General features: G+C 58.8%; 12 protein-coding genes. 2 read left to right on the forward strand and 10 right to left on the reverse strand.

Annotated features, from left to right (window positions below):
• Positions 1–11 precede the first annotated feature (11 nt).
• Positions 12–482, reverse strand: coding sequence for a DUF1289 domain-containing protein (locus VSQ83_RS16990; RefSeq protein ID WP_019823181.1), 471 nt, complete (start codon positions 480–482; stop codon positions 12–14).
• Between the two features lie 407 nt (positions 483–889).
• On the opposite strand from VSQ83_RS16990, the gene acnB reads away from it, so the two are divergent.
• Positions 890–3,490: a bifunctional aconitate hydratase 2/2-methylisocitrate dehydratase gene (acnB, locus tag VSQ83_RS16995; protein ID WP_133077991.1), complete on the forward strand. Its 2,601-nt coding sequence runs from the start codon at positions 890–892 to the stop codon at positions 3,488–3,490.
• 73 nt (positions 3,491–3,563) lie between these two features.
• Here the strand turns inward: acnB and VSQ83_RS17000 are convergent, their stop codons facing one another.
• Complete coding sequence (locus VSQ83_RS17000) at positions 3,564–4,634, reverse strand: AI-2E family transporter (RefSeq protein WP_133077966.1); 1,071 nt, start codon at positions 4,632–4,634, stop codon at positions 3,564–3,566.
• A 21-nt stretch (positions 4,635–4,655) separates the two neighbouring features.
• A complete protein-coding gene (locus VSQ83_RS17005; protein ID WP_133077967.1) occupies positions 4,656–4,895 on the reverse strand; it encodes a sulfurtransferase TusA family protein in 240 nt (79 codons plus the stop codon).
• 120 nt (positions 4,896–5,015) lie between these two features.
• On the opposite strand from VSQ83_RS17005, the gene VSQ83_RS17010 reads away from it, so the two are divergent.
• On the forward strand, positions 5,016–6,446 hold the full coding sequence (locus tag VSQ83_RS17010; protein WP_133077968.1) for a M48 family metalloprotease: 1,431 nt from the start codon (positions 5,016–5,018) through the stop codon (positions 6,444–6,446).
• A 121-nt stretch (positions 6,447–6,567) separates the two neighbouring features.
• Here the strand turns inward: VSQ83_RS17010 and nadA are convergent, their stop codons facing one another.
• From nadA to VSQ83_RS17045, 7 genes are all read right to left on the reverse strand, one after another.
• On the reverse strand, positions 6,568–7,626 hold the full coding sequence (nadA, locus tag VSQ83_RS17015) for a quinolinate synthase NadA (RefSeq protein WP_016782293.1): 1,059 nt from the start codon (positions 7,624–7,626) through the stop codon (positions 6,568–6,570).
• Between the two features lie 223 nt (positions 7,627–7,849).
• Positions 7,850–8,812: a type II secretion system F family protein gene (locus tag VSQ83_RS17020; protein ID WP_326427233.1), complete on the reverse strand. Its 963-nt coding sequence runs from the start codon at positions 8,810–8,812 to the stop codon at positions 7,850–7,852.
• Between the two features lie 27 nt (positions 8,813–8,839).
• Positions 8,840–9,826 carry a type II secretion system F family protein gene (locus tag VSQ83_RS17025; protein ID WP_133077970.1) on the reverse strand — a complete coding sequence of 329 codons (987 nt, stop codon included), beginning with the start codon at positions 9,824–9,826 and terminating at the stop codon, positions 8,840–8,842.
• Positions 9,827–9,828: 2 nt separating this feature from the next.
• Positions 9,829–11,262 carry a CpaF family protein gene (locus VSQ83_RS17030; RefSeq protein WP_133077971.1) on the reverse strand — a complete coding sequence of 478 codons (1,434 nt, stop codon included), beginning with the start codon at positions 11,260–11,262 and terminating at the stop codon, positions 9,829–9,831.
• Positions 11,263–11,265: 3 nt separating this feature from the next.
• Positions 11,266–12,483: an AAA family ATPase gene (locus VSQ83_RS17035; protein WP_219262075.1), complete on the reverse strand. Its 1,218-nt coding sequence runs from the start codon at positions 12,481–12,483 to the stop codon at positions 11,266–11,268.
• Positions 12,477–12,980: a TadE/TadG family type IV pilus assembly protein gene (locus VSQ83_RS17040; protein ID WP_133077973.1), complete on the reverse strand. Its 504-nt coding sequence runs from the start codon at positions 12,978–12,980 to the stop codon at positions 12,477–12,479. The genes VSQ83_RS17035 and VSQ83_RS17040 overlap by 7 nt, the downstream gene beginning before the upstream one ends.
• Positions 12,980–13,450, reverse strand: a complete 471-nt coding sequence (locus tag VSQ83_RS17045) for a TadE/TadG family type IV pilus assembly protein (protein WP_133077974.1) — start codon at positions 13,448–13,450, stop codon at positions 12,980–12,982. Before VSQ83_RS17045 ends, VSQ83_RS17040 begins: the two co-directional genes overlap by 1 nt.
• Positions 13,451–13,458 lie beyond the last annotated feature (8 nt).

Consider the following 13,458-nt stretch of genomic DNA (forward strand, 5'->3'; position numbering starts at 1 on the left):
CGGCTGGCGACCTATTCGCCAAACGCCTCTTTCAGAAACCCGGGAGCTATATAGCGCTGATAATGCGCTTCGGACAGGAGGAAAAATTCCCGATCAATGGCGTCACGCAACTCGGGCAGCGCCCAGCCACGAAACTCCGGCAGCAGCACCATGCCATAGAGCTCCAGCTGATTGATCACCCGCGCACCGCGGGCAATCAGCTGGTAGGCCCAGCAGTATTCGGACTGGTTGGGTACAAAGCGGATCTTGCGTGCCACCAGTTGGTCACGCAGCGTAGCCCGGTCGAATACCTCGACCTTGCCGGCCATCACCTGCACCAAAAGCTGCTCAAGACGACGCCACACAGCACGTTTTTCTTCCTCGTTGTAACCGTTCCAATTGATCACTTCATGGTGAAAACGCTTGCAACCACGGCACACGAGGTCGCCGTAGACCGTTGAGCAAAGGCCTATGCAGGGGGTCTTGATGGTTTGATTGGACATGGCGAAATAGAGCACTGCAGAACGAAACAGGTGGCCATGTTAGCCCTTTGTCTAACGCAGATCACCCCTCAACCTTCAGGGGCTAACTTACCTTTAACAAGTTTTTACCGTAGAATCGGTCTGCCTTTTAAGGCGCCAATGTCCGTTAGAAGCTGTTTTCAAAGCGTCACGAGCACAGTTGATCCCGAAGAACGGTGTTGGTGAAGGGTATTTGCACTGCAGATACCCGCACCAACATTCATCATCTCCCCCCGTTCGGAAGGCGTAAAACTTTGAAAACAGCTTCTGTTGGGAATCCTTGCAACTCTGGCTAAGCGGCTCAAAAAGCCCCCATGCGCATGAGTGCTCGGCATTCCTGGATGAGCGTCCCGGACACCCATTTGGGACCAATGATGAGGGTAATAACTGTGCTTGAAGCCTACCGCAAACATATCGAAGAGCGCGCAGCACTGGGTATCGTTCCCCAGCCGCTAAACGCCGAACAAACCGCATCTCTGGTTGAGCTGCTGAAAAACCCGCCAGCTGGTGAAGAAGAATTCCTCGTTGACCTGATCACCAACCGCATTCCGCCGGGTGTTGATGAAGCGGCCTATGTAAAAGCAGGCTTCCTGTCCGCCATCGCCAAAGGTGAAGCGACTTCCCCACTGATCAGCAAAAAGCGCGCTGTAGAACTGCTTGGCACCATGCAAGGCGGCTACAACATCGTGACGCTGGTCGAGATGCTGGATGACGCAGAGCTGGCACCGGTTGCCGCCGAGCAACTCAAGCACACCCTGCTGATGTTTGACGCCTTCCACGACGTCGCTGAAAAAGCCAAAAACGGCAATGTCCACGCTAAAGCCGTGGTGCAATCCTGGGCTGACGGCGAGTGGTTCAAGAACCGCCCTGTACTGGCTGACAAAATCAGCCTGCGCGTGTTCAAGGTCACTGGCGAAACCAACACCGACGACCTGTCGCCTGCACCGGACGCCTGGTCGCGCCCTGACATCCCGCTGCACGCCCTGGCCATGCTGAAAATGGCTCGCGACGGCATCGTGCCGGACGTTCAAGGCTCCATCGGTCCGATGAAGCAAATCGAAGAAATGCGCAACGCAGGCTTCCCTATTGCCTACGTCGGCGACGTGGTCGGTACCGGTTCGTCGCGTAAATCGGCCACCAACTCCGTACTGTGGTTCTTCGGCGACGACGTTCCTTACGTACCGAACAAGCGTGCCGGTGGTTTCTGCTTCGGCAGCAAAATCGCTCCGATCTTCTACAACACCATGGAAGATGCTGGCGCACTGCCAATCGAGTTCGATGTTTCCAACATCAACATGGGCGACGTGATCGACCTGTACCCGCACGCTGGCAAAGTCTGCAAGCACGGTACCGACGAAGTCATCACTACCTTCGAAATGAAGACCCCGGTTCTGTTGGACGAAGTTCGCGCTGGCGGCCGTATCCCCCTGATCATTGGCCGCGGCCTGACCGAGAAGGCTCGCGCTGAACTGGGCCTGGCTCCATCCGACCTGTTCAAAAAGCCTGAAGCACCTATTGAAAGCACCAAGGGTTTCACCCTGGCGCAGAAAATGGTCGGCAAGGCTTGCGGCGTGACCGGCGTTCGTCCGGGCACTTACTGCGAACCGAAGATGACCACCGTAGGTTCTCAGGACACCACCGGTCCAATGACCCGTGACGAACTGAAAGACCTGGCGTGCCTGGGCTTCTCCGCTGATCTGGTAATGCAGTCGTTCTGCCATACCGCGGCCTATCCAAAGCCGATCGACGTCACCACCCACCACACCCTGCCTGATTTCATCATGACCCGCGGCGGTGTTTCCCTGCGTCCGGGCGACGGCATTATCCACAGCTGGCTGAACCGCATGCTGCTGCCGGATACCGTCGGCACAGGTGGTGACTCCCACACCCGCTTCCCGATGGGCATCTCGTTCCCGGCCGGTTCCGGCCTGGTAGCGTTCGCCGCAGCCACTGGCGTAATGCCACTGGACATGCCGGAGTCGGTTCTGGTTCGCTTCAAAGGCGAAATGCAACCGGGCATCACCTTGCGTGACCTGGTACACGCCATCCCTTACGTCGCCATCCAGAAAGGCCTGCTGACGGTAGAGAAGAAAGGCAAGATCAACGAATTCTCGGGTCGCATCCTGGAAATCGAAGGTCTGGACAACCTGAGCATCGAGCAGGCATTCGAACTGTCCGACGCCTCGGCAGAGCGTTCGGCTGCTGGCTGCACCATCAAGCTGTCCAAAGAGTCCATCACCGAATACCTGAACTCCAACATCACCCTGCTGCGCTGGATGATCGGTGAAGGTTACGGCGACGCTCGTACCCTTGAGCGTCGTGCTCAAGCGATGGAAGCCTGGGTAGCCAACCCTGAGCTGATGGAAGCCGATGCTGACGCCGAATACGCGCACATCATCGAAATCGATCTGGCTGACATCAAAGAGCCTGTGCTCTGCGCGCCAAATGACCCGGATGACGCCCGCCTGCTGTCCACCGTTGCCGGTGAGAAGATCGACGAAGTGTTCATCGGTTCGTGCATGACCAACATCGGCCACTTCCGCGCTGCGGGCAAGTTGCTGGACAAGGTCAAAGGTCAGCTGCCAACTCGTCTGTGGCTGTCGCCGCCGACCAAGATGGACGCTCACCAGCTGACCGAAGAAGGCTACTACGGCATCTACGGCAAAGCTGGCGCACGCATGGAAATGCCGGGCTGCTCCCTGTGCATGGGTAACCAGGCACGTGTAGAGCCGAACTCGACTGTTGTGTCGACTTCGACCCGTAACTTCCCGAACCGTCTGGGTGACGGCGCGAACGTTTACCTGGCTTCGGCCGAGTTGGCGTCGGTTGCCTCGATCCTGGGTCGCCTGCCTTCCGTTGAGGAATACATGGCCTACGCGGCAGAGATCAACACCATGGCAGCGGACGTATACCGCTACCTGAGCTTTGATCAGATCGCCGAATTCCGTGAAGCGGCTGCAAATGCCAACATTCCGGTTATTCAAGCGTAAGCTGATGCAGTAACGAAAAAGCCCCGACTCTCACTGCAGAGCCGGGGCTTTTTCATGTCCGCGATTCAGGTGTTTACAGCAGTGGAGCCACAACTTGCTGCTCCCGTGGCCAGGCATCCAGCACCGCCTTGAACAGCGTCGCCAGCGGGATTGCAAAAAACACCCCCCAGAAACCCCACAACCCGCCAAACAACAGCACCGCACAAATGATTGCCACCGGGTGCAGACTCACAGCCTCGGAGAACAGCAGCGGTACCAGCACGTTGCCGTCCAGGGTCTGGATGATCCCGTAGACAGCCATCAGATAGATAAACTGATCACTCCAGCCCCACTGGAACAACGCGATCAACAGCACCGGCACCGTCACCACCACGGCCCCCACATAGGGCACCACCACCGAAATCCCCACCAGCAACGCCAGCAAGGCCGAATAATTAAGGCCCATGGTGACAAATGCGATGTAAGTCACGCCACCGCAAATAATGATCTCGATGACCTTGCCGCGAATGTAGTTCGCGATCTGGCGGTTCATTTCTTGCGCCACACGGGTAATCAACGCCCGCTCGCGAGGCAGATAACCACGCACCCAACGGCCGATCAGCGCCCGGTCCTTGAGGAAGAAAAACACCAGGATCGGCACCAGCACCAGATAAATCATGATGTTGACCAACAGCGGCAGACTGGACAGTGAAAAGGTCAGCGCCAGTTGCCCGAACTTGCCGATTTCACCCCGGGCCACTTCGATGGCTTGCAGCACCTGCTCATCCGAAACCAGATGCGGATAGCGCTCGGGCAACAGCAACAACAGCGATTGCCATTTTGCGAGCATGCCCGGCAGCTCATTGAACAGCGTGATCAGTTGATGCCAAAGCAAAGGCACCACCACCACAAGAAACACCAGCAACAACCCCATGAACAATGCAAACACCAGCCCGACCGCTGCGGCGGCGGGCACTCTCAGGCGCTCCAGAGCAACCACCAGGCCCTGCATCAGATACGCCAGCACCATGCCCGCCAACACGGGCGCCAACATGCCGCCCAATGTCAGCACAGCGGTAAATGCCAGCACCAGCAAGACCGCCAGTACAACCGCTTCCTCATCAGAGAAATAGCGCTGAACCCAACCACGTAGAACCTTGAACATCAATATTCCTTAGACCGGGACTCAGGCCTTGCGTAGCCAGTAGCGATAGGTACCCGCATTTTCTTCTTCACGCAGCAGTTCATGCCCTGCCAAGCGCGCGAAGGTACGAAAGTCACGCTGTGAACCCCCATCCGTGGCGATGACCTTAAGGACCTGACCACTGCTCATTTTGTTCAACGCCATCTTGGCCTTGAGCAATGGCAACGGACAATCAAGGCCCGCTGCGTCCAGTTCGGCATCATGGGCCAACGCATCAGTCATTACGTACTTCTCCAGATAGGGCGTTTTTTATGCCGGCTAGAATACCCCAAGCAGAGCCGCCACTGGTCGCCAGCCGAGTGTCCAGCTACAGTAAGCGCTTTACCGACCAGAGCTCTGTGCATGACTTTTCTGCGCCCTACCCTGTTGACGCTCGCTTGCCTGCTCGCCTCGCCGAGCTTCGCCGACGATTTACCGTCTCTGGGTGACGCCAGTTCATCGATCGTCTCGCCACAACAAGAGTACCAACTGGGCCGTGCCTGGTTGAGCATGCTGCGCGGACAGGTGTCGCAGCTCAATGATCCGCAACTCAAGGATTACGTCGAAACCAGCGTCTACAAACTGGTTGAAACCAGCCAGGTACAGGATCGCCGGCTGGAATTCATTCTGATCAACAGCCCGCAGCTCAACGCCTTCGCCGCTCCCGGCGGGATCATCGGGGTCAACGGCGGCCTGTTCCTCAACGCCCAGACCGAAGGTGAGTACGCCTCGGTAATGGCCCACGAACTTGCTCACTTGTCACAGCGTCACTTCGCTCGCGGCGTAGAGGCCCAGCAGCGCATGCAGTTGCCGATGATGGCTGCGCTGCTCGCCGGGATCATCGTTGCGGCCTCGGGCGCGGGCGACGCGGGCATTGCCGCCATCGCCGGGACACAGGCTGCGGCCATGCAGGAACAGCGGCGCTTCTCGCGACAGAATGAGCAGGAGGCTGACCGGATCGGCATTCTCAACCTGGAGAAAGCAGGCTACGACCCGCGCTCAATGCCTACCATGTTCGAACGCCTGATGCGCCAATACCGCTTTGACGGCAGGCCACCCGAGTTTTTGCTGACTCACCCGGTCACCGAGTCGCGTATCGCCGACACCCGCAACCGCGCCGAACAGGCCAGAGTGGGCGGCACCGAAGACAGCTTGCGCTATCAACTGATCCGCGCCCGGGTGCAACTCAACTACGAAGAAACCCCGGGTCTGGCAGCCAAACGCTTTCGCCAGCAACTGGATGAGAACCCGAAAAACGACGTAGCCCGCTATGGCCTGGCCATTGCCTACATCAAGGGCAGCCAGTTCAACGAAGCCCGCGATACGCTCAAACCGCTACTGGAAAAGTCGCCGAACGACATCACCTACAACCTGGCGCAAATCGAGCTGGACATGGACAGCAATCGCCTGGCCGAAGCCCAGCAGCGAATCGACAGAATGCGCACCCTGTATCCGGGCAACTACCCGCTCAATCAGGCGCGTGTTGATCTGTTGCTCAAGCAAAATAACCCCAAGGAAGCCGACAAAGCCCTTGAAGCCTTGCTCAAAAGCCGCCCCGATGACCCGGATGTCTGGTACTCGGTTGCAGAAACTCGAGGCTTGTCAGGCAACATCATCGGCCTGCATCAGGCCCGTGCGGAATACTTTGCGCTGGTGGGGGATTTCCGACAGGCCATCCAGCAACTGGACTTTGCCCAGAAGCTCACCAACAACTTCCAGCTGTCGGCCCGCCTGGATGCCCGCAAGCGGGAACTGATGGATCAGGAGCGGGCGCTCAAAGATATGATGAACTGACAAAAGCCTCACTGACTCTGTGGGAGCGGGCTTGCTCGCGATAGCCTCGACGCGGCAAGCCCGCATAACGAGCAAGTGAAATCGCCGCACCGCCACTCCCACAGATAGTAGGGCTAGCTACTCAGGCATTCCCCGCCAGTTTCAAGCGCGCAGCCTGGGTGAAGTCCAGCATGCGCTTGAGCGGGCGAATGGCATGGGGCACCAGTGCCGGGTCGACAAAAATCTCGTTGGTACCCTGCTGCAAACACTCCAGGGTGCGTTCCAGGGTATTCATGGCCATCCACGGACAATGTGCGCAACTGCGGCACGCCGCACCGTTACCTGCAGTGGGTGCCTCGATAAAGACCTTGTCCGGGCACAGCTGCTGCATCTTGTAAAAAATGCCGCGGTCGGTGGCCACGATAAAGGTCTTGTTGGGCAGGTTCTGCGCCGCAGCAATCAGTTGACTGGTGGAGCCCACGGCATCCGCCAGATCGATCACCGACTCCGGCGACTCCGGGTGAACCAGAATTGCCGCGTCCGGATACAACGCCTTCATGTCTTCGAGCTGCTTGGACTTGAACTCTTCGTGAACGATGCACGCACCGTCCCACAGCAGCATGTCGGCACCGGTCTGGCGCTGGATGTAGCGGCCCAGATGCTTGTCCGGCCCCCAGATAATGGTTTCGCCGTTATCCATCAGGCTTTCGACGATTTCCAGCGCGCAGCTTGATGTCACCACCCAGTCAGCCCGGGCCTTGACCGCCGCGGACGTGTTGGCATACACCACCACCGTGCGCTCGGGATGCTTGTCGCAAAAGGCCGAGAACTCTTCAACCGGGCAGCCCAGGTCAAGAGAACACGTGGCCTCCAGCGTTGGCATCAACACGCGTTTTTCAGGGGTCAGGATTTTCGCCGTCTCGCCCATGAAGCGCACACCGGCCACCAGAATGGTTTTGGCCGGGTGGGCCGCACCAAAGCGGGCCATCTCCAGGGAGTCGGACACACAGCCGCCGGTTTCTTCGGCCAGGGCCTGAATCACCGGATCACAGTAGAAATGCGCCACCAGCACCGCGTCGCGGGCTTTAAGCTCAGCCGCGATCTGCGCACGAAGGCTGAGGGCTTGTGCCTCAGTCAGCGGTTTTGGCTGCTTGGCATCAAGGTGGGCTTGAACCAGAAGTCGTTCAGAAATTTGCGTCATGTTCGCAAGACCTGCAAGCGCGTTGCGCGAAAGTCGAGTGTACCACCAGCTCCGGACCGTCAAGTCCCGCTGGGAGAATGTGTGTATCAGGCACGGACAAGCACTGAAGCGCGATAAGGCTACAGAATATCCTTGGGATTCAAAAGTTTAATGTTGCACGGGCGACGGCGGGCAAGTGATCGAGCGTTTTTTCGGAAAAAGGAGCGCTGCGCGCGCCCCTCCCTTAGATCTTTCCGAAAACCTTGAACACGCTAATGATCGCAGGCCCGATGGCAACCAGAAAAAAGCTGGGCCACAGGCAAAAGATCAGCGGAAAGACCAGTTTTGTACCGACCTTGGCAGCTTTTTCCTCAGCCAGTTGCGTACGCCGATCGCGAAATTCTTCGGCATATATCCGCAAGGTGGTCCCCACACTGGTGCCGAAGCGGATGCTCTGCGCCAGCAAGCTCACCAGCCCGCGAATGTCTTCCAGCCCGGTACGCTCGGCCAGGTGCTTGAGGGCCTCAGTGCTTGGAACACCCGCACGCACTTCGGCGTTGACCAGTGCCAGCTCAAGGGCAAGATCGGGCTGGCTGACGGCCATTTCCTCGGAGACCCGCTCGATTGCCTGGGGCATGGCGAGCCCCGACTCCACGCACACCACCATAAGGTCCAGCGCATCCGGGAAAGCAATCAGCAGCCGCGACATGCGTGCCTGCTTGCGTGCGCCCACATAGACCGCCGGAACCAGCCACCCCACGCCAAGTGCCAACATCAACAGGCCAACGCCCAGTAGCAGCGACATATTGGTAATAAACGGCAACGCCACAAGCGTAATACCTGTCAGCAGCAAGGGCAGCAGCAGCCGAATCGCCCAGTACACTTGCACCGCCGACGGCGAGCGATAACCGGCATGGGTCAACAGGGTGCGGGTGGCCGATGAGCGCCGGGTCTCACCGGCACTGAAGCGCTGCCCCACCTGCTCAAGCATCATTTGCAGATTGCTCGGTGGCGCCCGATTGTCTGCGCCATGACCCCGCTTGATCAACATCAAGCGGCGCTGCACCGGGCTTTGCAGCCCCCTGACCAGCATCACCAGTGTCGCCACCACCAGCACCACACTCAGCCCGATAAGCCCGGCGAACAACAGCCGGGTCAGTTGCTCGTCACCCACCAGCCGGTTGATCAGTTCCAGTAAATAGTTCATGCCCATGCCCTCCGGGATACCCCGTATTCACACCTGGATCCGGATGATTTTGCGGATCCAGAAAATCCCGATCAGCATGGCCACAAACGCCCCCATGATCAGCTTCTGCCCCAGGGGTTCCTTGAACAGCAAGGGCATGTAGGTCGGGCTCGAAATCAAGATGGCCAGCGCCAGGACAAAGGGCATCGATACCAGTATCCAGCCGGACATCCGCCCTTCGGCCGAGAGTGTCTTGACCTTGCGATGGAAGCGAAAACGCCCGCGAATCAGGCTGCTCAAACGGGTCAGTACTTCGGTCAGGTTGCCACCGGTTTCACGGTGGATCAGTACCGTGGTCACCAGCATCATCACCGTCATGCTGGGCACACGCTCCAGCAGGCCCAGCATGGCCCGACGCACATCATTGCCATAGTTGATATCGGCAAAAGCCAGACCAAACTCGTAAGCCACCGGCCCGTGATGTTCATCAGCAACCAGTTGCAGGGTTTCGTTGAACGGATGGCCGGCACGCAGGGCGCGGCACATGGCATCCAGGGCATCGGGCAAACCCTCCTCGAACTGGGCAAAACGTTTGGTACGGTCGTGGGATATTTTCCATATTGGCAACCAGAAACTGACCAGCGCAGCCGGTACCGCCACCCACCACAGCTGTAGAAACGACCACAGCACAAGCCCCACCGCTGTCGCCAGCACCAGCCCCAGCAACAGGACCCGATAAGCCCGATACTCATGACCGGCCTGCTCGATCATCTGGGCCAGGGTTTCCATCATCGGCAACTGCTCCAGGCGAGCCTCGAGGGGCGGCAGGCGACGCAGGTATTTCTGGCGCAGTATCGACTGCATGTTGGGCAAGTTATTGGCCCGCTCCAGCAAGTTAAGACGGCCACGAATGCGCTTGCGCACCTGGTTGGCCTCACCGAACACCGGAATCGTCAGCCCCTGACTGAGCAGGAACATGGCAGAGAACACCATGCCCAGAAACGCCAGGATAAATTCACCAGGAATCTGGTTCATCACTACCCCTCCATCCAGTCCGGCCGGAACAGGCTGAGCGGCAGCTCAATGCCCCGTTTGGCCAGCACATCACGAAATGCCGGCACCATCCCGGTTGAGCGAAACTCGCCCAAAACCTCCCCTTTCTCGCCCATGCCGCTGCGCACAAAGGCGAAGATCTCGGTCATGGTGATGACATCACCTTCCATGCCATTGATTTCCTGCACGCTGACCAGACGTCGCGTACCGTCCTCCTGACGTTCCAGCTGGATGACCACGCCGATGGCCGAAGCGATCTGCTGACGCATGGCCTTGATCGGAAAAGTGGCTCCGCTCATGGACACCATATTCTCGATCCGCCCCAATGCATCGCGGGCAGTGTTGGCGTGAATGGTGGTCAACGATCCATCGTGCCCCGTGTTCATCGCCGTCAACATATCTAGGGCCTCGGCGCCACGCACTTCACCAATAACGATCCGGTCCGGGCGCATCCGCAGACTGTTACGCACCAATTCACGCTGGCCCACTTCACCACGGCCCTCGATATTCGATGGACGGGTTTCCAGACGCACCACATGGGGTTGCTGCAGTTGCAACTCGGCAGAGTCTTCGATGGTGACGATCCGCTCGTTGTGCGGGATAAAACTGGACAGCACATTGAGCATGGTGGTCTTGCCGCTACCGGTGCCCCCGGAGATCAATACATTGAGCCGCCCGCGCACGATCGCCTTGAGCATCAGGGCGATCGCTGGCGTCAGGGTGCCCATTTGCACCAGGCTCTGGGTATTGAGCAAATCCACGGCAAAGCGACGGATCGACATGCTCGGCCCGTCGATGGCCAGCGGCGGGATGATCGCGTTGACCCGCGAGCCGTCCTTGAGCCGCGCGTCCACCAGCGGCGAGGACTCATCAATGCGTCGCCCCAAACTGGACACGATACGGTCGATGATATTGAGCAGATGCTGGTCGTCGCGAAAGCGCACATCGGTTCTCTGCAACTTGCCAAAGCGCTCGACATATACCGAGTTGAATCCATTGACCAGAATGTCGGACACGCTGTTGTCACCGAGCAACGGTTCAAGCGGCCCGAGCCCCAGTACCTCATCGGTGATTTGCTTGATAATCAACTGGCGGCTGCTGGCACTGACCGGCGCCGAGTACTCGTCCAGCAGGCGCAGACTGATTTCACGGATCTGGCGTCCGGCGTCGGCCAGCTCCAGGGTATCGAGCAAGGACAGGTCCATGACCTTGAGCAACTGCTGGTAGATTTTCTCCCGCCACTCGGCTTCCATCGAGCTGAGTTTGGTGCGGGTTTCGTACACCACATCCGGTGCACTGGCCTCCCAGGCCATCAATACACTGGCGCAGTCGGCACCCTCGATGGGTATCACCACAGTATCTACCGGAGCCAGCTTGCCAGCTCGCTGACGCAGGCGGTTACGAAAGTCGCTGAGCATGGCTTATCCTCCGAACAGACGGTTGAACGTACGTTTTAGCAAGCCCGCTTCATTGGCCTCGACCCCGATCAGGTTGTGGCTCAACTCGCGCAGGCTCGAAGTGATACCGGCACGCGGCGCATGCAGTTCCAGTGGCACCCCGGTGTTCTGGCTTTCACTGACCACCGCATAGTCATTGGGCAATTTTTGCAGGTCAGCGCAACGCAACGCATCGCTGATGTCCTTGGGTTTGAACGGCGAAGCCTTGTCAAAGCGATTGATCACCACGTGCAGGCGATTGCTCTGCACGCCCAGATCGTCGCGCAGGATGCGCACAAGGCGATTGGCGTCCTGCAGATGGCTCAGGCTCTGTTGCAGCACGATATAGACCCGATCCGACTGTTCCAGAGTGATGCCGGTGAGGTGATCGATATGGCGCGGCAAATCCACCACCACCCAGTCGTAGGTGTTGCGCGCCAGCCGCAACAGACTGTCCAGTTGCTCCAGGGGTATATCCTGGGACAGGCACAGTTCATCGGCGCGCCCGCCCAGCACATGCAAGGCAGGGCTGAAATGGCTGCAAAAACCGCGCAATGCGACGCTATCCAGGGTATCGATCTGTTGCAGCACATCGGTATGACTGTGGGTCGGCAGCACATCGAGGCTATGGGCCAGGCTGCCGAACTGCAGGTCCAGGTCCAGCAACAGGGTTCTGCCGCCGTGAACGCTCAGTTGATGAGCCAGATTACAGGCCAGCATCGAGGCCCCCGATCCGCCCTTGGCATTCATCACCGCCACCAGTTTGCCCTTGGCCCCACGATCGGAGTGCAGTTCCATTTGCATGCGGTCGAGTGCCGACTGCAAATCCTCTGCTGACACAGGCTCAGGCAAAAAATCACGGGCTCCGGCCTGCATGGCCAGACGCATGCCTTCGTGCTCTTCCAGAGGCCCGCACACCAGCAGAGGCGGACGCTCTTTGAGCGGGTGCTGCAACAGCGCCGCCAACTCCTCACGCCATAAATGGCTGACGCGCAACAGCAGGAAATCAGGCATCTGCTCCAGCCCGTACAACGGATCGGTATGGCCATTGCTCACCAACCGGATGTTCACCTGCAGGTTGGGTATGCCCTGGCTCAAGGCTTTGAGATGGTTCAACGCCGCCCCGTCTCGCCCACTGATCAACAAGCGCATTGCCTGGCGATCTGTCGACGCAGCCGCCGTCACTTCTCGCACGCTCAACATGGCGTAATCCCCGGTGTAACCGTTGCATCAGGTTGACGACCAAGACTCTCGCGAGGTGCCGTCGACCTGAACGTGGGCAGAATGAACACCCCTCTGAATCCGGGGATCAACAGATTGAAACTGAAATTGGTGACCTGTAGCTGTACATAACGAATGGCCGCAAAGCCGGTGGCACTCACCAGATCATTGGGGCTGGCGATCACAGCACCGTTGGCATCCATATAGATCAAGTTCAGGTTGGCCGTGCTCAAGCTGGCAATCAGGCTGCTCGGCCCGGCATTGGTGGCGGTGTTGAACATCGCGCGACGCAGGATGACCGGGTCCTGGATATTGCACACCGCCGCCAGACGCGCACCACGACGCACCGACTCACTGAGCACGTTGACCGTGAAATACAACCGGCCCATTTCCAGCGCGCCAAACAGCAAGGTGAACAACACCAGAGCCGTGATGGCGAACTCGACGATGTACACGCCGCCCATGCGCTTGCTGTTCATCACAAGGCCCTCATGACAACCGTTGAAGTCAGCAGCAGGCCCAGCGGCACGCTGCTGCCATACAGGGCCGGGATTGAGCTGCCGATCACCGGGACAAAGGTGTAGGCAATGCTGACCCGGACATGGTCAGTGCCCACCGCACTCACCGTGACATTGCCCGTGGTGAGGCCCGGTGCTACCGCCGGGTAGCCATTGGGGTTGGCCGGTATGCCATAGACGGCAACATTCTGGGTCTGGGTGATCAGCGCGGCACTCAGCTGGACCGTACCCAGGGTTGAATTCCATGCCTGGCTGGCCACATACCGCCCGGCATCACGACTGGCCTGCTGCAAGCTGTTGTACTGGAACAGCATGCGACCGAACTCGGCGAAGGTGAGCATCAGTAAAACCAGCAGCGGCAGCGTCAGCGCCAACTCGACCATTGCCAGGCCACGTTGAGCACGTACCGACTTGAATCCACAGCGTCCCATGAGACCTC

It is taken from the genome of Pseudomonas sp. DSV-1 (genome assembly GCF_035830915.1).
Taxonomy (GTDB): Bacteria; Pseudomonadota; Gammaproteobacteria; order Pseudomonadales; family Pseudomonadaceae; genus Aquipseudomonas.